Genomic DNA, 23,929 nt, shown 5'->3' with positions numbered 1-23,929 from the left:
GGAGAAACCAGATCCTTGATCAATTCCCACGATGCGTCGGAGAGTTCGTAACGCTTTGCCATGCGGGCCTCCAGCCAATCATGGCCGCAATTCTACCCGCACCGACTTTTCGTACAAAACCTAAACCACCGTAGTGGCTGAACATTCATTAAGCAAGCCATCACCCTGCACGTTTATTCTCCCCCGCCCGCACTATAACCAAAGTATTAATACGATGGCGTTATCGCTGCACCTCCCTGAAAGCAATGAATAATTTTCGCCACCACCAACGTATTAATGCCTTAATCGATTCACTGAAAGTTCCTTCTTTATTTAAAAGTCAAGCCGACGAACGGCACAATGCATATCAACATGCCATTAACCCAGTATTTACGGATGTTTGCTGCACATGAATATTTTGCACGCCCCGCTTACAGCCGCTAAGTGCTTGAAAGTGTTCTGACAAGATTGATTTCGATTGCTATACCGAAGCCATCCAGAGTGTTTCGAACACCGCTTGTCGTCAGGGATTTCATGCACGCGTTGGGCCGGCTCATGCACGCACTGCACAGCCAGGTAACGCGGGATAAGGTTGAAACCTGGCCGCAGGAGGACACGGGGAAAGGACAGGAGTCGTTATGGACAATATCGTAGTTACCGACAAGGCCACTTCCGAGATCGCCGCCAAGGAATGGGGCAGCTTTCAAATCGCACAGCCGGGCGTCATTCAGATGCCGGTCGCGCCTTCGCAAATAGCGTCGGTCAATCGCAATGGGCAGGACCTGATCGTTACACTGAAGTCCGGTGAGAAAGTCACCGTCGGCAACTTCTTCGTGACCACGGCCGAAGGCGTACAGAGCGACATCGTCTTCGTCGGTGAAGATGGTGTCCTATGGCAAGCGCAGTACAGCACGGAACCGTTCAACGGCTTCACCTTTGCCGAAGTCGCCTCCATAGACACCCTGATTGCCGACGCCGGCGTTGTCGGTGGCGCAACCCAGACCTTCGCCTTTGCCGGCCTGGGCCTGCTGGGTGCCGGGGGCGCGGCCGCCGCAGCCGGTGCCGCTGGCGGAGGTGGTGGGGGTGGTGGCAGCGACGCCACAGCGCCTGATGCACCCGGCAACCTGGGCCTTTCGGCCGATGGCCTGACCGTCACCGGCAGCGGCACCCCAGGCGCGACCGTCAACGTGCGTACTCCCGACGGCAGCGTGCTGGGCAGTGCGGTGGTCGGCGCCGACGGCAACTTCTCCGTGCCACTGGACACGCCACAGAACAACGGCGAGCCGTTGGTGGTCGACCAGACCGACCCCAACGGCAATACCTCAAGCGGCACACCGATCACCGCACCCGACACCAGCGCACCGGTAGCGCCCGCCAATCTGCAAGTCAGCGCCGACGGCCTGACCCTGACCGGCAGCGGTGAAGCCGGCGCCACCGTCACTGTGCGCGATGCCAGTGGCAACGTGCTGGGCACCGCTGTCGTCGGCGCCGATGGCACCTTCAGTGTGCCGCTGGGCAGCGCACAACTGAACGGCCAGACCCTGAGCGTCGACCAGACCGACGCGGCCGGCAATGTCTCGGCGCAAGGCTCGATCACTGCCGCCGACAGTACTGCACCTCAAGCACCGGCCAGCCTGCAAGTCAGCGCCGACGGCCTGACCCTGACCGGCAGCGGTGAAGCCGGCGCAACCGTCACTGTGCGCGATGCCAGTGGTGCAGTGCTGGGCACCGCCATCGTGGCTGCCAATGGCACCTTCAGCGTGGCGCTGGGCAGTGCACAACTCGATGGCCAGACCCTGAGCGTGGTGCAGGCCGATGACGCCGGCAACGTCTCGCCGGCAGCCTCGATCACTGCACCCGATGGCAACGAAGGCAACAATGACGCGCCCGATGCACCGACCAATCTGCAACTGAGCGCTAATGGCCTGACCCTCAGCGGTCGCGGTGAAGCCGGCGCCACCGTCACTGTGCGGGGTGCCAGTGGTGCAGTGCTGGGCACCGCCCTTGTCGCTGCAGATGGCACGTTCAGCATCACCCTGGGCAGTGCGCAACTGAACGGCGAAACCCTCAGCGTCGTGCAAAGCAATGCCGACGGCACCTCGCCCGCAGCGGCCTTTACCGCAGCCGATGTCACCGCGCCAACGGCACCGGGCAACCTGCAAGTCAGCGCCGACGGCCTGACCCTCAGCGGTCGCGGCGAGGCCGGTGCTACCGTCACCGTTCGTGCCGCCGACGGCAGCATTCTGGGCAGTGCGATTGTCGCGGCCAACGGCATGTTCAACATCACCCTGAACACCGCGCAGACCGATGGCCAGACCTTGTCGGTCAGCCAGACCGATGCAGCCGGCAATCTTTCGCCCAGCGCCTCGGCCACCGCACCGGACGGCGCCGTTGCACCGGGCGCACCCACCGGCCTGCAACTGAGCAGCGATGGCCTGACGCTCACCGGCACCGGCCAGCCAGGCGCTACCGTGACCGTGCGCAATGCCGATGGCAGCCTGCTAGGCACCGCCGTGGTCGCCACTGACGGTACGTTCAGCCTTGATCTGAACAGCGCGCAGCTCAATGGCGAAACCCTCAGCGTCGTACAAACCGACGCGCTCGGTAACAGCTCGCCCTCGGCCTCGTTGACCGCCGCCGACGTTACCGCGCCGGCAGCACCGAGCAACCTGCTGGTCAGCAACGATGGTCTGACCCTGACCGGTCGCGGCGAAACCGGCGCGACGGTGACGGTTCGTGCAGCGGACGGCAGTGTATTGGGCAGCGCGATTGTCGCGGCTGACGGCACGTTCAGCATTACCCTGGGCACCGTTCAGGTGGATGGGCAGATCCTGTCCGTCAGCCAGACCGATGCGGCAGGCAACCTCTCGCCAACCGCTTCGACCACTGCGCCAGACGGCGTTGACGCACCCACCGCACCGACCGGCCTGCAACTGAGCGCCGATGGTTTGACCTTGAGCGGTACTGGTGAGGCTGGCGCGACTGTCACCGTGCGTGATGCAAACGGTGCAATTCTCGGCACCGCTGTCGTGGCTGCCGACGGTACGTTCAGCATCACGCTGGGCGCCGCCCAGTTGAATGGGGAAATCCTGACGGTTGTACAAAGCGATGCCGACGGCACCTCGCCTTCCGCTTCTCTGACCGCTCCCGATGTCACCGCGCCAAACGCTCCGGGCAATCTGCTGGTCAGCAATGACGGTTTGACTCTTACCGGTACTGGCGAAGCCGGCTCTACTGTCACTGTTCGTGCGGCTGACGGCAGCGTGCTGGGCAGCGCGATTGTGGCGGCTGACGGCACGTTCAGCATTACCCTGGGCGCCGCTCAGGTGGATGGGCAGATCCTGTCCGTCAGCCAGACCGATGCGGCAGGCAACCTCTCGCCAACTGCTTCGACCACTGCGCCAGACGGCGTTGATGCTCCAACAGCACCAACCGGTTTACAACTCAGCGCCGACGGCCTGACCTTGAGCGGTACTGGTGAGGCTGGAGCGACTGTCACCGTGCGTGATGCAAACGGTGCAATTCTCGGCACCGCTGTTGTTGCTGCCGACGGTACTTTCAGCATCACCTTGGGCAGCGCGCAACTAAATGGCGAAATCCTGACCGTTGTGCAAAGCGATGCCGACGGCACCTCGCCTTCCGCTTCGTTGACCGCTCCCGATGTCACCGCGCCAAATGCACCGGGCAATCTGCTGGTCAGCGCCGATGGCCTGACCCTGACCGGTAGTGGCGAAGCCGGCGCCATTGTTGTCGTGCGCGATGCCAATGGCAGCGTGCTGGGCAGCGCCCTGGTTGCCGCCGATGGCAGTTTCAGCATTACCCTGGGCATTGCGCAACTGGACGGCCAGACCCTGAGCGTCGTGCAAACCGATGCCGCCGGTAATGTGTCGCCGGTAGGTTCGGCCATCGCACCGGATGGTGTCGATGTTCCTGCTGCACCTGGCGGCCTGCAACTCAGCGCCGATGGCCTGACTCTGAGCGGTACCGGTGAAGCCGGTGCGACCGTCACTGTGCGCGATGCCAACGGTGCAGTTCTCGGCAGCGCGGTAGTCGCCGCTGACGGTACGTTCAACATCACCCTGAACAACGCGCAACTGAATGGCGAAACCATCAGCGTCGTGCAGACCGATGCCGGCGGCACGTCACCGTCCACGTCGCTGACCGTGGCGGATGTCACCGCGCCTGTGGCACCGGCCGGCGTGCAGTTCAATGCCGATGGCAGCCAGATCAGCGGTCAGGCCGAAGCCGGTTCGACCGTCCAGGTTCGGGCCGCCGACGGCACGCTGATCGGCAGCGCCGTGGCCGCCGCCGACGGCAGCTTCACCATTACCCTCAACCCGGCGCTGGACGACGGCCAGGTGGTCAGCGTGTCGGCTCAAGACCCGGCAGGCAATATCTCGCCGATCAGCACGGTCACCGCACCGGACACCCCGGTCGACACTACACCGCCAGCCCCGGCGCTTGACCTGGCGATCAATGCCAACGGCACCGTGCTGACCGGGCGTGGCGAGGTCGGCGCGCAGGTGGCGATCACCAATGCTGCCGGCACCGTGCTGGGCAGCGGCATCGTCGGCAGTGACGGTACGTTCAGCATTACCTTGAATCAGGCCCAGCATGACGGGCAAACGCTGAATGTGGTGCTTACCGACGCGGCCGGCAATGCGTCGCCCGGCGTCACTGTCACAGCGCCTGACCTTGGCCAGATCGACCCACCGGTCGATCTGGCGGTGTCGGCTGACGGGTTGTTCCTGACCGGCCGGGCCTTTTCCGGCCTGCGCATTTTTGTCCGCAATGCCTCGGGCCTGATGCTCGGCTCTGCCGTCGTCGACGCCGATGGCACCTTCAGCGTGGCCCTGACTCCAGGGCAGATCAATGGTGAACTGCTCGACGTCACCGCCAGCGATGCGGCGGGCAACAGTGCGCCGAGCGTGGTGGTTTCAGCACCGGACATCACCGCACCGGCCGCGGTCACCGCGCTGGTGGTCAGCCCTGACGGCAGCAGTGTGGCCGGTAAAGGTGAGGCCGGTGCGACTGTCACCGTGCGCGATGCCAATGGGCTTGTGTTGGCGACCGGCGTGGTTGCGGCCAACGGCAGCTTCGTGATTGCGCTGAACCCGGCGGTGGCTGAAAACGAGGTATTGCACCTGACTCAGGTCGACGCCTCAGGCCTGACTTCGCCAGAGAGCACTGTGACCGTACCGGATGGCAGCGGCCCCGTTGCACCCGACTCGGTGAGCATCAACCTGCAAGGCACTGTGGTCAGCGGCACGGGTGTGGCCGGTACGACCATTGAGGTACGCGATGCCAATGGCAGCGTGCTGGGCAGTGCCGTAGTCGCCGCCGATGGCACTTTCAGCGTGCCGCTGGGCACGGCGCAAACCAACGGCCAGGTGCTGGATGTCGTGGTGATCGCAAACGGGGTCGAGTCGATTCCGACGGCGCTGACGGCGTTCGACACCACGGCGCCAGCGCAGCCCGACAGCCTGGTCATCAACCCCAACGGTCTGGTGATCAGCGGTCGCGGCGAACCGGGCGCCACGGTGACAGTGCGTGATGCCGATGGCAATCTGCTCGGCTCGGCCACAGTCAACGCCACAGGCAGCTTCTCGGTACCACTGCTCAGCGCACAGAATCAGGGCCAGGTGTTGCAAGTCACCCTGACCGATGCGCAGGGCAATGCCTCGACGCCTTCGAACATCACAGCACCTGACCTGCAAGCGCCGCTACAACCTGCCAATCTGGCGCTGGACGCCGGCGGCACATTGCTGAGCGGCACCGGTCGTGCCGGCTCGACCATCACCGTCACCGATCAGAACAACACTGTGCTGGGCAGCGCCATCGTCGGCGCCGACGGCACGTTCAGCGTGACCCTGGCCAGCATGCAGAACAACGGCCAGGTGCTGGAGGTGAGTGCCGTTTCGGCCGCGGGCGAAAGCGCTACGCCCGTAAACTTCCAGGTGCCCGATACCCAGGCACCACAACCTGTCAGCGATCTTGCATTCAGTGCCGACCGCACTCAATTGACCGGTGAAGGCGAACCCGGCGCGCGGGTCACCGTGCGCGATGCCAGCGGCGCCTCGCTGGGCACCGCGGTGGTGGCCGCCGATGGCACCTTCAGCGTGACCCTGTCGCCGGTTCCGGGCGCCAGCGAAGCCTTGCAGGTGGTACAGGCCGACGCCGCCGGGAATATTTCCGACCCGGTCACCACCGTGCCGGTCGACACTACAGCGCCCGACCCATTGACCAATCTGGCGATCTCGGCCAATGGCAGCGTGGTCAGCGGCAACGGTGAAGTCGGCGCGCGGGTGCTGGTGCTCGATGAGTCGGGGGCCCAGATTGGCACCGCGCTGGTCGGCCTCAATGGCCGCTTTGAAATCACCCTGACCCCGGCACAAAGCAACGGTCAGGCCCTGACCCTTACCCAGACCGATGCGGCAGGCAATGTCTCGCCGGTCGCAAGCCTCGATGCGCCAGACATTCAACCGCCTGCAGCGCCGGGCAATCTGTCGCTGGCCAGCGATGGCCTGAGCCTGACCGGCAGCGGTGAGGCCGGCGCAACCATCACTGTGCGTGACGCAACCGGCGCCCGGATCGGCACGGCCGTGGTCGCCGCGGATGGCAACTTCAGCCTGACCCTGACCACCGCGCAACTGAATGGCCAAAGCCTGAGCGTGGTGCAAACCGACGGCGGCAACAATCAGTCGCCGGCCACCGCCCTGCTCGCCCCGGACAGCACCGCCCCGCTGGCCGTGGCCGATCTGGCGATCAGCGCCAATGGCGCGACCCTGACCGGCACCGGCGAGGCCGGCACCACCGTCAAGGTCACCGGCATTGGCGGCGTGGCGCTCGGCGAAGCGCTGGTGGCCGCCAATGGCAGTTTTTCGGTGACCTTGAGTCCTGCCCAACTCAATGGGCAGTTGCTCAGTGTCACCTTGACGGATGGCAGCAATAACGTCTCCCCGGCCCTGACCCTCAGCGCACCGACGCTGGGCGCGCTGGATCAACCCGATGATCTGGCCATCGATGCCACCGGCCTGACTCTGACCGGGACCGCCGCGCCGGGCACCACCGTGCAGGTCAATGCGGCCAATGGCAGTTCGCTGGGCAGCGCCGTGGTGCAGCCTGACGGTACCTTCAGCGTGACCCTGGGCAGCGCGCAACTGAACGGTCAGTTGCTGGAACTGGTGGTCAGCGACGGCAATGGCCGCAGCTCACCGCCACTGGAATACACAGCCCCGGACAGCACACCACCGGCGGCGGTCAGCGACCTGGCGATCAGTCCGGACGGACTGACCGTCTCGGGGACGGGCGAAGCCGGTTCGATTGTCGACGTGACGCGCAATGGCACTTCACTGGGCAGCGCCACGGTCGGCAGCAACGGTACGTTCACCGTTACCCTGAGCCCGGCAGCCGTGACTGGCGATACCTTGAGCGTGGTGGCCAGCGACAGCGCCGGCAACGTGGCACCGGCGGTGACCCTGGCCGGTCCTGACGCCAACAGCGTGGCCAGCCCCACCGGCCTGCAACTGTCGGCCGATGGCCTGACCCTGACCGGGGTTGCCGCGGCGGGAACCGTGGTGCGGGTCACTGGCAGCGGCGGCGTCTTGCTCGGCACCTCGGCCGTGGTCGGGGCCGATGGCAGCTTCAGCATCACCCTGGGCCAGGCCCAGACCAACGGCGAGACCTTGTCTGCCACCGCCAGTGCCGGCGGCCAGAATTCGGTGCCGGCCACGCTGATTGCTGCCGACACCACCGCGCCCGACGCGCCCACCAACCTGGTGGTCAGCGCCGACGGCAGCTTTATCACCGGACGTGCCGAAGCCGGTGCCAGCATCACCGTGCGCGGCCCGGATGGCAGCGTGCTGGGCACTGCCACCGCCAGCAGCACCGGTACCTTCACCGCCACCCTCAGCCCTGCGCCGTTGAACGCGCAGTTGCTGTCGGTGACTCAAACCGACGGCGGCAACAACACTTCGCCAGCGGCCACCACCAATGCCCCGGACCTGCAAGCCCCTGCCGCGCCGACCGACCTGGCCATCAATGCCGCCGGCACCGTGGTCACTGGCAAAGGCGAAGCCGGCACTACGGTGCAAATCCGTGATGCCAACGGTGCGCTGCTGGCCAGCGGCGTGGTCGATGGTAGTGGCAACTTCCAGGTCAGCCTGCCGCAACCGCAACTGACCGGTGCGCCCTTGCAGGTGCAATTGACTGACGCGGCCAATCACCTTTCACCGGCCGCCAGCCTGGCCACCGTGGATCAAACCCCACCGGCAGCGGTCACCAATCTGGTCCTGAGCGCGGATGCCACCTCGCTGGTCGGCAGAGGCGAAGCCGGCGCGACCGTCACTGTTCGTGCGGCCGACGGCAGTGTGCTGGGCAATGCAACCGTCGCCAGTAACGGCACGTTCAGCGTCACCCTCAACCCTGCGCCGACCAATGGCCAGACCCTTGAGGTCGCCCAGACCGACGCGGCCGGCAACGTCTCGCCCGAGGTCAACTTCAACGCCCCGGACATCACGCCGCCGGCCGCACTGACCCATGTCGCGATCAATGCCGACGGCCTGACCGTGAGCGGCAACGGCGAACCGGGGGCCACGGTGTTTGTGCGCAGCGTCAGCGGCACCGTACTGGGCAGCGCCCTGGTGGCCGCCAACGGCGGGTTCAGCGTGACCCTGACCAGCGCGCAGCTGAATGCCCAGTTGCTCACTGTCAATCAGGAGGACCCACCGGGTAACGAAGGGCCGTCGGTTACCCTGACCGCGCCCGACATCACCCCACCGGCCACCCCGGATCAGTTGGCGCTCAACGCCACCGGCCTGCAAGTGAGCGGTCGCGGCGAAGCCGGTAGCACCATTACGGTCAGCGATGCCAGTGGCCGGGTACTCGGCACCGGCGTCGTTGCCGCCAACGGCCTGTTCCAGTTGACGCTGAGCGAGGCACAACTCGATGCGCAGACCCTGAGCGTCAATGCCCGCGATGCCGCCGGCAATGTCTCGGGCACTGCCAGCCTGCTGGCCGCCGACCTGACACCACCGGCCGCTGTCTCCGCGCTGGCCGTGGCCTCCAGCGGCGCCACCCTGACCGGGCTGGGCGAAGCCGGTGCGAGCGTGACCGTCACCAACGCCAGCGGCACCGTGCTGGGTACCACGACCGTGGCGGCCAATGGCACCTTCATCGTCACCCTCAGCCCGGCAGCCGTCGCTGGCAGCGTGCTCGGCGTGGTGCAAAGCGATGCGGCCGGCAACGACTCGGTCAATGCCAGCGTTACCGCGCCTGGCAATCTGGCACCCGATACCCCAAGCAACCTGAGCCTGAGCGCCAATGGCCTGATCGTGAGCGGCACGGCAGGCACCGGCACCAGCGTGGTCGTACTGAGCCTTAACGGGCAAGTGCTGGGCACCGCCCCGGTGGCAGCCGATGGCACGTTCAGCGTGACCTTGAGCAGTGCGCAACTCAACGGCGAGACCCTGAGCGTCTCGGCCAGCAACAACGCCGGCTACAACTCACTGCCGGCACAACTGCTGGCACCGGACGTCACCGCCCCGAACGCGCTGACCGACTATCGTTTGTCGGCTGACGGCCTGGTGGTGACCGGCCGCGGTGAAGCCGGCGCCACCGTGACCGTCAGCGCCGCCAATGGCAGCGATCTGGGCACGGCGATTGTCGCGGCCAATGGCACCTTCACTGCGACCCTGTCGGCAGCGCAACTCAATGGCCAGGTGTTGAACCTGACCCAGACCGATGCCGCACAGAACCAGTCGGTGGCGGTCAGCCTGATCGCTGCCGACCGCATCGCACCTCTGGCCGCCACTGGCCTTGCCTTGAGCAGCACCGGCACGCTGTTGTCCGGCAGCGGCGAAGCAGGCACCACCGTGAGTGTCAGCAATGGCGCCGGCGCCGTGCTGGGTTCTGGCGTGGTGCGCGTCGATGGCACGTTCCAGATCACCCTGAACACGCCACAGCTCAATGGCGAACAATTGGCCGTGACCCTGACCGATGCCGCAGGCAACGTGTCGCCGGTTGCGGCATTCACCGCGCAGGACAGCATCGCGCCGCTGGTCTTGAGCAACCTGGTGTTTGCCAGCGACGGCGTGACCATTACCGGGCGCGGCGAACCCGGCGCCACTGTGAGGGTGGGCAACAGCGCTGACAGCGTGGTCGTCGGCCCGACCGGGGCCTTTACCCTGGTGCTCGCCACACCGTTGCTCAATGGCCAGACCATCAGCCTGACCCAGGCCGACAGCAGCGGTAATGTCTCGCCCGCCAGTAGCCTGATCGCACCGGACAGCACCGCCCCGCTGGGCTTGCAGAACGTGCAGGTCGACCCGACCGGCACCTGGGTCACCGGCAACGGCGAAGCCGGTGCACTGGTTACCGTGCGCAATGCCGGCGGCACCGTGCTGGGCACCGCAACGGTGATGGCCGACGGCTCGTTCAGCGTGTCGTTGACGCCTGCGCAGATCAATCTGCAAGTGCTGAGCGTCCAGCAGGCCGACGCGGCCGGTAACCTCAGCCTGGTCAGCAACCCTGTCGCACCGGACCTGACGCCACCGGCCGTGGCCACCGGCGCGATCAATGCGGCCGGCAGCGCCATCAGCGGTGTCGCCGAAGCCGGTGCCACCGTGCGCGTCACCCGTGCCGATGGCACGCTGGTGGGCAGTGTGACCGCCAACCCTGACGGCAGCTTCGTGATCGCCGTCAATCCGCCGCTGATCAATAAAGAACAGCTGCAGGTGGTCGTAATCGACGCCGCGCAGAACATTTCGCCCGTGCTGACCCTCAACGCACCGGACCTCACCCCGCCGGCAGCCGTGGCCAATCTGCAAGTCAACGCTCAAGGCAATCAACTGACCGGTACCGGTGAAGCCGGGGCGACTGTCCAGGTGTTCAATGGCAGTACCAGCCTGGGCACCGCGCTGGTGGCCGCCAACGGCACCTTCAACGTGGGCTTGAACACCCCGCAACTGAACGGCCAGACCCTGACCGTGGTGCAAACCGATGCGGCGGGCAACCCTTCGCCGACCGTGATCACCACAGCACCGGATACCACGGCGCCGAACGCGCCGAGCACGCTGGTGCTGAGTGTCGATGGCCTGACCGTCACCGGCGTCGGTGAAGCCGGCGCCACCGTGACGGTGCGCAATGCCGACCAGACCGTACTGGGCATCGGCACCGTGGCCGGCGACGGCACGTTCAGCATTGGCCTGAGTGCCGCGCAACTCAATGGCGGCGTGCTGAGCGTTCGCCAGGCCGATGTGGCGGGCAATGTCTCGGCCGATGCCAGCCTGCCGGTGGCGGACATTACCCCGCCTGCGGCGGTCGCCAATCTCGCGCTAAGCACCAACGGCCTGGTACTGACCGGCACCGGTGAAGCCGGCGCCACGGTGGTGGTGCAAGTCGGTGCAACGGTGCTGGGCAGCTCGACTGTGGTGGGTGCCGACGGCACTTTCAGCGTCAACCTGGGCATTCCACAGCTCAACGGCCAGTTGCTCAGCGTGGTGCAGACCGACGGCGCCAACCTGCCCTCGCCAGCTGTAACCCTGACCGCAACAGACATCACCGCACCGAACCTGTCGCTTGTCGGCCTGCCGACCACCAGCACCGTCACGGTGATTGCCGAAGTCGGCAGCACCGTGACCGTCAAGGCCGCTGACGGCACGACGCTGGGTTCGGCACTGATCAGCGTGCCCGGCGCGACAGTGATCACCCTGGGTACACCACAGATTACCGGCGCTCCACTGACCGTGATCGCCAGCGACGGCGCCGGTAACGCCGCGACCCTGACCGTGAACTCGGTCGACACCACTGCGCCATTGCTGGTCACCAACGCGGCCCTCAACTCGGGTTATACCCAGCTTTCAGGGCTGGGCGAGGCCGGCGCCACGGTGACGGTGACGCGCGGTACCGAGGTCATCGGCACTGCACTGGTGGCCGCCGACGGCACCTTCACCGTCACCTTCAATGCCGCTGCATCGCCGCTGCAAGTGCTGACCGTGACCCAGGCCGACACGGCACCTGTGCCTAACGTGTCGTTGCCGGTCACGGTGATCGTACCGCTGATTCCACCACCGCAAGCGCCGACCAATGTGCAGTTGTCGGCCGATGGCACCGTCCTTACCGGGCAAGGCACGGCCGGGGTGCGGATCAATGTCAACGCGGCAGACGGCACCCTGCTGGGCACCACCATCGTGCTGCCCGACAACAGCTTCAGCCTGACCTTGCCGGCACAGGTCAACGGTGAGCAGATCAAGGTCACCGCTAACCTGGCCGTCGGTGGCGACTCAAGTCCCGTGTTCGTCAATGCACTGGACAGCACCGATCCGCTGCCGCTGGCCAACGTGGTACTCAACCCGGCAGGCACCGTGGTGACGGGCACCGGTGAAGCCGGCGCCACGGTGATTATCAGCAATGCGGCCGGTGTGGAACTGGGTCGGGCGACAGTGGCCAGCAATGGCAGCTTCAGCGCGACCCTGAGCAGCGCCCAGACCAATGGCCAGGTCCTGGATGCCGTGCAAAGCGACGCCGCCGGCAACAGCTCGACACCGGTGCAGGTCAATGCGCTCGACACCATTGCGCCGCTGCTGGCCACTAACCTGGCCGTTACCGGCGCCGGCACCCTGCTGACCGGCAACGGTGAAGCCGGCGCCAGCGTGCAGGTGCTCAATGCCGCCGGCACGGTTATCGGCAACGGGGTCGTCACTGCAGGCGGCACCTTCAGTGTGACGCTAACCGGCGCGCCTCAGCTCAATGGTGAAGTGTTGCGGGTCACGCTGACCGATGCGGCGCAAAACGTCTCGCCCATCGCCAGCGTGAACGCGCCGGACGTCACCGCGCCGGCCGCCCCGAGTAACCTGGCCATTGTCGGCAGCGGCCTGCAACTGACAGGCAATGGCGAAGCCGGGGCCACGGTGTTTGTCACCAGTGGGCTTGGCAATGCCCTGGGCAATGCCGTGGTGGGTAGCGATGGCAGCTTCACCGTGCAGCTCTCTACCGCGCAGCTCAACGGTCAGGTGCTCAGTGTGCGCCAGGCCGACGGCGCAGGTAATTCGTCGCCTGTGATCACCGCCACGGCGGGCGACACCGTCGCCCCGGTGCTTGCCAGCAACCTGGTGGTCGCCGCCGGTGGCGCCAGCCTCAGCGGCAACGGTGAAGCCGGTGCGCGGGTCGAAGTCCGCGATGCCGGCAATGTACTGCTGGGCAGCGGCACGGTCGGCAGCAATGGCCTGTTCACCATCGCGCTGAGTCCTGCACAGACCGATGGCGAGGTGTTGAGCGTCAGGCTCACCGACGCCGCACAAAACGTGTCGTTGCCGGCCACGGTGATCGCACCCGATACCACGCCACCGATTGCGCCGGCCACGGCGACGATCAATGCCACTGGCAGCCTGATCAGCGGCACCGGCATTGCCGGCGACCGCATTGCGGTGACCAACGCCGGCGGCACTCGCCTGGGCACTGCGCTGGTGGCCGCCAACGGCACCTGGTCGCTGGTGCTCAGCCCGGCGTTGATCGACAGCCAGGTGTTGAGCGTCACCCAACTGGACGCCGCCAACAACGCATCCCCTGCATTGACCGTCACCGCACCGGACCTGACCCCGCCGCCGGCCGCCAGCGGCCTGTTGCTGTCGGCCGACGGCCTGACGCTGACCGGCACTGCCGAGGGCCTCGCCACCGTGACGGTGAAAAACGCCGCTGGTGTCACCCTGGGCAGCACCACCGCGCTGGCCGACGGCAGCTTCAGCATCGGCTTGTCGGGGGCGCAGATCAACGGTGAAACCCTGACCGTCGGCGTCGCCGACAGAAGTGGCAACCAGGCGCCGACCGTGACGCTGATGGCCGCCGACATCGACGCCAACCTGCCGGTGGTGGCCAGCGACAACCTGACCACCGCCACCGTCAACCTGGCGGCGGTGACCACCACGCGAACCTTGACCGAGTCGTTCCCGACCGTGATCGGCCTGGGCTTTACTCACAGCTTCAACTTTATCGTCGACAGCGGCACCACCGCCGACCCGTTGTTGACCCTGACCAGCGGCAGCGTGCTGGAGCTGGGCACCCAGGCCACCTTTACCTTGCAGGTCCAAGACAGCAGCGGCGCCTGGGTGACCCTCAGTACCTCGACCAGTGGCGGGCTGATCAACCTGAATCTGTTGTCGCCCACCGATCTGCGCGTGGACATCGGCACACTGTTGGCGGGTAGTTACCGGCTGACCGTGGCCAGCAACAGCCTGACCCTGGTGACCAGCATCAACAGCACGCTGCAACTGGACGTCAACAGTCTGAGCCAGTTCAACGGCGCAGCCGGTGCGGCGGTAACCGGTAACGTGATCAGCGATATCGGCACCGACGGTACCACCGACATCACAGGACCCGATAACGGCGCGGTGCTGCGTATCCAGACCGGCACCAGCAATGGCGCGGCCACCTACACCAATGCCGGCACCGGTGTTGTGGTTCAGGGGCTGTACGGCACGCTGACCATCGACGCACAAGGCAACTACAGCTACCGGGCCACCGGCAGCGCCGACAGCGTCGGCAAGGTCGATGTGTTCAACTATCAACTGCTGCACAGCAATGGCCTGTCCGACACGGCCACGCTGTATGTGCGCATCGACAGCCCGCAGGCCACGGAAGTCTGGAACAGCACCAACCTGGCGGCACCGGCACTGTTGCTCGACGCCACCGATGATGTGGCCAGCACCGACATCACCCTGGCCAATCTGGTGACCACCAACACCTCGACCATCGGCACAGTGAACGCCGGTCTGCTCAGCCTGGGGGCATCGGGCTCGCACGACTTCGTCATCAGCGGCGCCAACACGGTCAATGACCTGACCCTGACCCTGAGCACGGGCGGTTTGTTGTCGCTGCTGAGTGCGGTGACCGTGACCCTGTACAAACAGAACGCGACCAATGCCGCGCAGTACGATGTGGTGAAAACCTGGTCAGGCACTGGCTCGCTGATCAATCTGGGCGGCAATCTGTACGGTGTGACGGCGGACGACCAGAGCGCCGGGACCTATCGGGTCAGCCTGAGCTATACCGGCGTGTCGGTGGGCCTGAGTGTCACGATCGGGCTGATCAACACCGTGACCCACACCAACCAGTTCGTGGTCGGCAGCTACACCCCGGTGACGGGCAACCTGCTCACCGGCACGGCAGGCTTGGGCGCCGATGTACTGGGGTCGGCCCTTACCGTGCTCAGCGTGCTGGCGGCGGCCAATACCTATGTGCAACCGGGCTACAACGGCACCACCATCGCCGGTACTTACGGCAACCTGCTGGTGCATGCCGACGGCAGCTACACCTACACCCTCAACGCCGGACAAAGCGATGCGCTGATCGGCCAGACCGAGCAGTTCACCTACCGGTTGACCCACCCGAACGGCAGCAGCGACACCGCCACGCTGACCATCGACCTGGATCAGGCCAGCGCGGCCAGTTCGCGGATGGCACTGGCCAGTGCCGACAGCGACGATCTGTCGACCAGCACGCTGGCGGCCAGCAGCGGTGCCGAGCACATCGGCACCAGCGGCAACGACACCCTCGACGGCTCGGCCGGTGGTGCGGTGACCCTGCATGGCGGCGCCGGCAACGACACCCTGATCATCAGCGACCTGAACTTTGCCTCGGTCGACGGTGGCACCGGTACCGACACCCTGCTGTGGGCCGGTGGCGATGCCAGCATCAACCTGGCCAACCTGCACGGCCGGCTGAGCAACATCGAGGTGATCGACCTGAACACTACCAGTTCGGTCAACCTGACCTTGAACCTGGCCGACCTGGTGGCCGTCACCGAGGCTGACAACAGCACGCTGCTGATCAAGGGCAACGCACAAGACAGCGTGCATTTGGGTGGAACATGGTCGGCTGATGGCACACAGCTGGCAGATGGTCTTCAATATACCCAGTACACACCACAGGAGGACCCGACTCACCACCTTTGGGTGCAGAACGGAATTCACGTGGTGTGACGCCAGGACACGGCGCACTGCGGGGGCAGTGCGCCGGTATTAATCAGGGCGCCTCTAAAAACGTAGGCGAGGCAGTCAGCGCAAGGCAAAAACAGGCGAGCACGCGCAATGTACTCAAGTACATGAGCATTGCGAGTCGGTTTTTAACGCCGCGATGACAACGCAGGTAGTTTTTAGAGGTGACCGTCAGTAAGGGAATATTGTGAAGTCAGCTTATGCCTGCATTACCCGACATGCGCCCGTCGCCCTGTTGGCGATGGCCACGCTGCTCAACAGCCACCAGGCTCACGGTGCACAATCATCAGTAGCCGCTCCAGCTCCAGAACCGCAACAGCCCGACACCGTGCAGGACGTCTCGGCCATCTATCAGCAAGGCGAAGGCATCATGGGCACGCTGCTCAACCGGCACCGGGCTCGTGTCATAGAAGCACCGATAGACCCCGAATTACTGGAGGTCAGCCCTAGTCGTTTACAAAACACAGCGCAGGAACCAGGCGCGCTTGCACCGGCGCCCGCCGCGCAACCGGCCCCTCAAACGGCGCTGCAACCGGAACCTCAGCCAGCGCCGCGACCAGCACCACAAGCCGCGCCGCAACCTACACCTCAAGCAACACCGCGACCGGCGCCTAAAGCCGCGTCACCATTGCCTGCTCTCAAAGCCGCACCACCACGTCCCGACAGCACCCCGACCGGTCAGCGTCTGGCGCTCGGCGATGCGATTCGTCAGGCCGTGGCCTGGCACCCGGACATCGGCCAGGCAGTATCTACCCTGTATCAACAAGGCGAAGGCATCAATGTCGCCGAAGCCGGTTACTACCCACAGATCAGCGGCGGCGTGCGCGGCGGCCTGAACACCGGCTATGGCGGCGACTCCAGCACCCAGGCGCTGAACATTTCGCTCAAGCAGATGCTGTATGACTTCGGCAAGGTCGACAACGCGGTGCAGATCGCTCAGGCACGGGTAGCGCGCAGCCAGGCGCAGATTTTGCTGAGCATCGACCAGATCGCCCGCGACACGGCCTATGCCTGGGTCGAGGTGCAGCGTTATCGCAACCTGAGCGAAATCGCCCGCAAGCAGATTGAAGGCGTCGGCGACATTGTCGAACTGGCGCGCCAGCGCAGCGACATGGGCGCCAGCACCCGCTCTGACCTGGTGCAGGCACAATCGCGGGCCGAAGGCGCGATGGCCACCTTGCAGGATTACAAGGCGCAATATGCCCGCTGGCAGGCCGCGCTGAGCAGCCTGACAGGCCGCACCACGACGGTCGAGGTGACCGATGACTTTCCGCAAGACTCGATCACCGCCTGCGCGCAGCCGCAACGTCCACTCGATATTCTGCCCGCCGTGCTGATCGCCCAGGCCCAGCGCACCCAGGCGCAGGCAGAACTGGCCAGCGCCCGGTCCGAGGCCTACCCGACCCTGTCGCTGGAACCGACGGTCAACCACTATCTGGACAGCGGCTACAACGACAACAACCCGGCGATAAAGCGCACCCAGGCCGGCATCTACCTGAACTTCGAGGTGCCGATCTACCAGGGCGGCGCGATCAGTGCCCGCAGCCGCGCTGCCGGCCATGCCTTGAGTGCCGCCGACGCCGCGCAAGACGTGGCCACGTTGCAAGCGACCCAAAGCCTGGCCGAGGCCCGCGCGCAAACCGCCAGCCTGGCACTGCGCCAGAATGCCTTGCAACGTCGCCAGGGCAGCATCAGCGAGGCACGCGAGCTGTATGGCCGCCAGTACCTGGACCTGGGCACCCGGCCCTTGCTGGATTTGCTTAACGCCGAGCAGGAAATTCACCAGTCACGCTTCGAACTGGCCGGCACCCAGGCGGACCTGCGCCGCCTGCAGATCGACTGCCTGTACAACAGCGGCGGCCTGCGCCGCGCCTTCGACCTTGAAGCGCGCACGGTGCAGGGCGTGAGGATACTGCCATGAACGACGCCGTGATCATCACCACCCCCGCTGCCGGCCAGGACGAACCGCCGCCCGATTATCAGCAATGGATGGACGCGATCCTGCTGGTCGCCCGCCATTACCGCATGGACGTTTCCGTAGAAACCGTGCGCATTGCCGCCCAGCGCCCCGACCGCGATGTCGAAGACGTGGTGCGGCAGATGGCCCGCCAGGCCGGCCTGACCATCAAGTTCGGCGGGCGCAAGTCCCACGATATCGGCCGCTGGCGCACGCCGCTGGTGGTCGAGTTGCAAGACGGCCAGATCGGCGTGGTGCAAAGCCTCAGCGACGGCGAAGTCGGCATTGCCCTGTCGGGCGATCAGGGCCTGCAGCAGCGCATGCCCTTGCAGGAACTGGGCGAGCGGCTGCGGCGCACGGTGATCATGCGCCCGGCCCGGCCACTGTCGGATGTGCGCACCGACGACTATGTGCAACCGTTCGATGAGCACTGGTTCCGGCGCATCGTGATCCGTGACCTCAAGCCGTACGGCCATGTGATGATCGCCTCCCTGGTCGCCAACCTGCTGGCGATGGCCGGCGTGCTGTTTTCGATGCAGGTCTATGACCGGGTGATTCCGGCCGAGTCGCTGCCGACCCTGTACGTGCTGTTTGCCGGTGTGCTGCTGGCGGTGCTGTTCGACTTCACCTTGCGCATCATGCGCCTGCGCATCACCGACCTGCTCGGCAAGCGCGCCGACCTGCGGGTGTCCGACCTGGTGTATGGCCATGCCCTGCGCCTGCGCAATTCGGTACGGCCGCGCTCCACGGGCTCGTTCATTGCCCAGTTGCGCGAGCTGGAACAAGTGCGCGACATGATCACCTCCAGCACCGCCACGGCGCTGGCCGACCTGCCGTTCTTCTTTCTGTTTTTGTTGGTGTTCTGGCTGATTGCCGGGCCGCTGGTGGCCATTCCGCTGGTGGCGCTGGTGTTCATGCTACTGCCGGGCCTGTTGTACCAGCGCAAGCTGGCGCGGCTGGCCAACGCCAACATGCGCGAGTCGGCGCTGCGCAATGCGATGCTGGTCGAAAGCATTCAGGGCATGGACGACATCAAGGCCTTGCAGGCCGAGCAGCGTTTTCAGGAGCAATGGAACCGCTTCAACGCCACCACCGCCGACACCGGCCTGCAACTGCGCAGCCTGACCAACGGCCTGGTGACCTGGACCCAGAGTGTGCAAGGCGCGGTGTTTGCCATCGTCATCGTGTTCGGCGCACCGATGGTGATTGCCGGCGACCTGACCACCGGCAGCCTGGTCGCCGCCTCCATGCTGGCCTCACGCATGATGGCACCGATGGCCCAGCTCAACCATGTGCTGACCCGCTGGCAGCAAGCCAAAGTCGCGCTCAAGGGCCTCAACCACCTGATGCAATTGCCGGTCGATCACCCGGAAAACAGCAAGCGGGTGCACATGCCTGCGATTCGCGGCGACTTTTATATCAAGGACTCGGCGCTGCGCTACGACCCGATGGCACCGGTCGCCCTGCACATCGATGAACTGCGCATTCGCCCCGGCGAGCGCATTGCGGTGCTGGGGCGCAATGGTGCGGGCAAATCCACCCTGCTGCAGGCACTGGGCGGCGCGATGGACCTGGCCACCGGCGAATTGAGCATCGACGGCATTGCCATGAGCCACATCGACCCTGCCGACCTGCGTCGCGATGTCGGGCTGTTGCAGCAGCATGCGCGGCTGTTCCACGGCACCCTGCGCGACAACCTGGTGCTGGGCGCCGGGCGCGCCACAGATCAGGAACTGCTGGCGGCGCTGTCGATCAGCGGCGCGCTGGAGTTCATCCGTCACCTGCCCAAGGGTCTGGATCATCTGATTCTGGAAGGGGGTCTGGGCCTGTCCGGCGGCCAGCGCCAAAGCCTGCTGTTGTCGCGCCTGCTGTTGCGCCAGCCGCAAGTGCTGCTGCTCGATGAACCCACCGCCGCGCTGGACGATGTCACTGAAAAACGCCTGCTCGATGACCTGCTGCTGTGGTGCGAAGGCCGCACGCTGGTGATGGCCACCCACCGGCTCAGCGTGTTGCAACGGGTCGAGCGCATCATCGTGGTCGACAACGGCCACATCGTCATCGATGCGCCGCGCGAAGTCGCTCTGGCGCAACTCAGGCAACCCAACGGAGTGCGCCCATGAGCCGCGACGTCGCGATCCACATGCCCCAGGCGCCCGCTTCGTATCTGGACGGTGCCGACGAATCCGAGGTGCTGCGCGCCACCCGGGTGGTGTGGATCTGTGCGCTGATGCTGGGCTGCTTTTTGCTCTGGGCGGCGTTTTTTTCGGTCGTGGAAGTGTCCAGTGGCACCGGCAAGGTGGTGCCCAGCTCTCGCGAACAAGTCATTCAGTCGCTTGAAGGCGGGATCATCACCGAAATCAATGTCAGCGAAGGCTCGCGTGTCGAGCGTGGCGATGTGCTGGCGCAACTGGACCCGATCAAGACCCAGTCCAATGTCGGCGAAAGCGAAGCCAAATACCGCGCCACCCAGGCCAGTGTCAGCCGTCTGCAAGCCGAAGTCAGTGGCAAGCCGCTGGTGTTTGCCGAGTCGCTAAAGGCCTGGCCGGCCTTGATCCGCGCCGAAACCGAGCTGTACCAGACCCGCCAGCGCGGCCTCAAGGAAACCCTGGCCGGTATCGAGCAGTCGCTGAAGCTGGTGCGCAGCGAGCTTGCCATTACTGAAAACCTGGCCAAGGCCGGAGCCTCCAGCCGGGTCGAAGTGATCCGCCTGAACCGCCAGCGCTCGGAACTGGAACTCAAGGCCAGCGAGGCCCGTTCGGACTACATGGTGCAGGCTCGCCAGGACCTGGCCAAGGCCAGTGCCGAAGCCGATTCGCTGGCCGAGGTCGTGCGCGGTCGCGCCGACTCACTGACGCGCCTGACGTTGCGCTCCCCGGTGCGCGGCATCGTCAAGGACATCGAAGTGACCACCATCGGCGGCGTGATTCCACCCAACGGCAAACTGATGCAGATCGTGCCGCAGGATGACCAGTTGCTGATCGAGGCGCGTATCGCCCCCCGCGATATCGCTTTTATCCACCCCGATCAGGTCGCCAAGGTCAAAATCACGGCGTACGACTACTCCATCTACGGCAGCCTGGACGGCAAGGTCGTGACCATTTCGCCCGACACGATCCAGGATGAGTTCAAACCCGAAGTGTTCTACTACCGGGTGTTCATCCGCACCGATGCCGACGTGCTGTACAACAAGGCCGGCAAACCGTTCGCCATCGTCCCCGGCATGATCGCCACGGTGGATATCCGCACCGGAGAGAAGACGATTCTGGATTACCTGATCAAGCCGTTGAACAGGGCCAAGGAAGCCCTGCGCGAACGTTAAGCGCTATCAGTGCGCCGCAGCGACTGAAAGTCCGACCGGCGCGGGCACGGCTTTAGCGCCACCCTTCTGGCTGGCGTAACGCTGCCACTCACGGCTGATCTCGGCGTAGGGAAGGAAGATGCTGACTTGCTCCTGAACCGGCAGGTCGGCACGCTTGAGCTTTTGCAGGTCGTCCTGCTCAAGGTAGGCGACGTTGATACCGACAACCGTGCCATCAGCCGCAAACACCGGGCCGCCCGACATGCCTTGCACCGTGGTGCCATCGTGGGTGCCGTACATCACGCCCCCATCCTTGGCATCCAGGCGCACCATCGCGCTGAGTGCCCGGCCACGGGCTTCGCTCTTCATGTACATGGAGTTATAACCGACCGCCGTGAGCGATTCGCCCGGACGGTACTGGCGCCACATCGGTGCGCGCTGACCGGCCTTGTGGCGGAAGAACTGAACATCGCCGCGCCCCTGGAAAACCGACCCCGATACATAGGGAAGATGCTTGACCGTCACGGCGTATTCATCGTTCCACTGCACGGCACTGGCCATCATCACCAGAGCGAGTGGACCTCCGGCATGCACGACAAAGGCTTGGTCTTTAACAGGTTCCGTAACGTACGCGGTGGACATTCCATTGCACCCGCTGATCAGCGCGCAGGCTGCCAGAAGTGACTTGAGGGGGTTCATGCGGCTCACATTTGGGGAGGGGGTTGGAGGTGGTGCGAATATGTCATTGAGCCATCACTAAGGCAATATGCTATTAATGTCATTCGTCGGATGGCGTTTTTTTCTTGACGCCATTTTTTGATCGCCAGCCTTACGGGGCGGCGCCACAGAAGCCGAGGTGCAGCGCAGTGTCCTGCAAGGCAGCTGATTATTCAGCGCTCACGCTCGTTCGTTAGTTCAAAGCAACCCGTTTTTTGAACACTTCTCTACTTACCCAAAGGCCGAGCAGTCCATGCACTAACAGACCTATGCTTAGATCAACATCAGTGACAAACCTGTCACCGGAACCCGCTACCATGGAGGTGAAAGTTGAATCGCAGTCGGCCCGCAGCCCGATGCCACGGTCGACTCATGAAGTACTGCAGTCTCTGACACATTACCGTTTACCCAGGATGACGGGCGACGGTCCATCAGGGTGATATTCCACTTTTGAAACTCATGGATGAAACAATGAACGCACATGCTCTCTTTCCCCAGATTGGCAAAGTGATTGCCAGCACCGGCAGCCGACACTTCCCGCGCCTGTTGCATGACTTGATCCAGACCCAATTGTCGGTGGACGCTACGCATATCCGCCAGTTGCAGGCTGAAGCATCAGGCCAGGCCTGGACCCGCGACGAGATGGCCATCCTCTCCGAGGCGGCTTTCTGGGAACAGGATGCCCATGCGCCGCGAGCCGAAGAGGCGGCGCAATTGCACCTGTCGCGTCACAGCGATGGCTATCGTTATGAAATCTCCGTGTACCGTGCCGGCCAGCCGCAGGGCTTCTCATTCCGCGAGCGCAGCTTGCTGCAAGACATCTCGCCCTTGCTGCTGCCCATGGTCGAAAAGCACATCAGCGCCCTGCAACCGAGCACGCCCCAGGTGTTGCCACCTCATCCGGATGACGCTTGCGAGCCGCAAAACCTGTGCCTGCGCTTCTCTGAACGCTTGCGCCAGTCAGGGCTTGACCTGTCAACCCGCGAACGTGAAGTGTGCGTCGGCCTGCTCGCCGGCCAGACCGCGCCGCAACTGGCCGAGCAACTGCAGTTGAAGGTCAACACCGTGGAAAGTTACCTCAAGCGCGCGTCGATCAAACTGGGCATCGGCGGCCGGCACTCGTTGATGCGCTGGATGTATGCCGGTGACAAGAACCGCTCAGAGATGCATTGAGTCACGCTCTTCAGCGGGCGCTGTCGATAATCTGCCCACCATCGGGTGTCAGGCTGTAGCCCGTCAGGTACTGGGAATCCTGGCTGGCCAGAAACAGCGCCACCGGGGCAATATCGTCTTCAGGTGAGCCATAACGGCCCAAGGCATTGGTCGGCGCAGGAACATCGATATCGCCCCAGGTCTGGGCCACGGGCAGCAGGTTATTGACCGTGATCCTGTCTGCCCCCCATTCGCGCGCCGCACTGCGCGTCAGTGCGCGCACCGCTTCCTTGGCCATGTTGTACGGGCCATAACCACTCATGCCCAGCACGCCGGCCAGCGATGCAAAGTTGATCACCCGCCCGGCACCACTGGCTTTGAGGTGCGGATAACAAGCCTGCATGGTGCGCAGATAAGCAATGGGCCCCATCTCGAAGTTGCGCTGCAACTGCTCCACTGGCAGCTCCAGAATCGAAGAAACCACCACCGATGGATCGAAGGCGTTATTGACCAGGATATCCAGGCGACCAAAGGTCGCGACTACGTTTTCCACTGCCGCCGTGACTTGCCCGGCATCGGCGATATCGCACACCACTCCCAAGGCCGTACCACCCGCCGCCTCGATCTCGGCCACCACCCGCTCGACATTTTCCGGCGTGCGCGACAGCACCGCCACTTTGGCGCCCTGCTCGGCAAACAGCCTGGCCGTGGCACGGCCAATACCTCGGCCTGCGCCGGTGACAATCGCTACTTTTCCATTCAATCGGGACATCTCGATACGCTCCGGTTTATAAGACGTTGCCAGCAAGTTTCGGCGAGAATGTCCTGCAACCTGAA

Annotated in this window: 7 protein-coding genes; 5 read left to right on the top strand and 2 right to left on the bottom strand. The window is 64.7% G+C overall.

Features of this window, described 5'->3' with window-relative positions; all coding sequences use genetic code 11:
- The first annotated feature begins 617 nt into the window (after nucleotides 1–617).
- The 4 genes from ACYP2A_RS03655 (at nucleotide 618) to ACYP2A_RS03640 (ending at nucleotide 21,244) form a co-directional block, all read left to right on the top strand.
- Complete coding sequence (locus ACYP2A_RS03655) at nucleotides 618–15,953, top strand: BapA/Bap/LapF family large adhesin (RefSeq protein WP_459742856.1); 15,336 nt, start codon at nucleotides 618–620, stop codon at nucleotides 15,951–15,953.
- A 643-nt stretch (nucleotides 15,954–16,596) separates the two neighbouring features.
- Nucleotides 16,597–17,889, top strand: a complete 1,293-nt coding sequence (locus ACYP2A_RS03650; RefSeq protein WP_459742854.1) for a TolC family outer membrane protein — start codon at nucleotides 16,597–16,599, stop codon at nucleotides 17,887–17,889.
- On the top strand, nucleotides 17,886–20,045 hold the full coding sequence (locus ACYP2A_RS03645) for a type I secretion system permease/ATPase (RefSeq protein WP_459742852.1): 2,160 nt from the start codon (nucleotides 17,886–17,888) through the stop codon (nucleotides 20,043–20,045). Before ACYP2A_RS03650 ends, ACYP2A_RS03645 begins: the two co-directional genes overlap by 4 nt.
- Nucleotides 20,042–21,244 (top strand): HlyD family type I secretion periplasmic adaptor subunit, encoded by a 1,203-nt coding sequence (locus ACYP2A_RS03640; protein WP_459742850.1) that lies wholly within the window; start codon nucleotides 20,042–20,044, stop codon nucleotides 21,242–21,244. Before ACYP2A_RS03645 ends, ACYP2A_RS03640 begins: the two co-directional genes overlap by 4 nt.
- A 6-nt stretch (nucleotides 21,245–21,250) precedes the next feature.
- Here ACYP2A_RS03640 and ACYP2A_RS03635 read toward each other — a convergent pair whose 3' ends face one another.
- Nucleotides 21,251–21,865: a S1 family peptidase gene (locus ACYP2A_RS03635; protein WP_459742848.1), complete on the bottom strand. Its 615-nt coding sequence runs from the start codon at nucleotides 21,863–21,865 to the stop codon at nucleotides 21,251–21,253.
- A 546-nt stretch (nucleotides 21,866–22,411) separates the two neighbouring features.
- Between ACYP2A_RS03635 and ACYP2A_RS03630 the strand changes: the two genes are divergently transcribed.
- Nucleotides 22,412–23,113: a helix-turn-helix transcriptional regulator gene (locus tag ACYP2A_RS03630; RefSeq protein WP_459742847.1), complete on the top strand. Its 702-nt coding sequence runs from the start codon at nucleotides 22,412–22,414 to the stop codon at nucleotides 23,111–23,113.
- Between the two features lie 10 nt (nucleotides 23,114–23,123).
- Here ACYP2A_RS03630 and ACYP2A_RS03625 read toward each other — a convergent pair whose 3' ends face one another.
- On the bottom strand, nucleotides 23,124–23,864 hold the full coding sequence (locus ACYP2A_RS03625; protein WP_459742845.1) for an SDR family NAD(P)-dependent oxidoreductase: 741 nt from the start codon (nucleotides 23,862–23,864) through the stop codon (nucleotides 23,124–23,126).
- Nucleotides 23,865–23,929 lie beyond the last annotated feature (65 nt).

The organism is Pseudomonas sp. 3A(2025), from assembly GCF_054589175.1.
Note: the sequence above shows the minus strand (reverse complement) of the source record. Positions and strands in the feature narration are given on the sequence as shown.

What these genes read in the sequence shown, in the direction of transcription:
- ACYP2A_RS03630 (WP_459742847.1), top strand. Translation starts at nt 22,412, where the DNA reads ATGAACGCACATGCTCTCTTTCCCCAGATTGGCAAAGTGATTGCCAGC.
- ACYP2A_RS03645 (WP_459742852.1), top strand. Translation starts at nt 17,886, where the DNA reads ATGAACGACGCCGTGATCATCACCACCCCCGCTGCCGGCCAGGACGAA.
- ACYP2A_RS03625 (WP_459742845.1), bottom strand. Translation starts at nt 23,864, where the DNA reads ATGTCCCGATTGAATGGAAAAGTAGCGATTGTCACCGGCGCAGGCCGA.
- ACYP2A_RS03640 (WP_459742850.1), top strand. Translation starts at nt 20,042, where the DNA reads ATGAGCCGCGACGTCGCGATCCACATGCCCCAGGCGCCCGCTTCGTAT.
- ACYP2A_RS03635 (WP_459742848.1), bottom strand. Translation starts at nt 21,865, where the DNA reads ATGTCCACCGCGTACGTTACGGAACCTGTTAAAGACCAAGCCTTTGTC.
- ACYP2A_RS03655 (WP_459742856.1), top strand. Translation starts at nt 618, where the DNA reads ATGGACAATATCGTAGTTACCGACAAGGCCACTTCCGAGATCGCCGCC.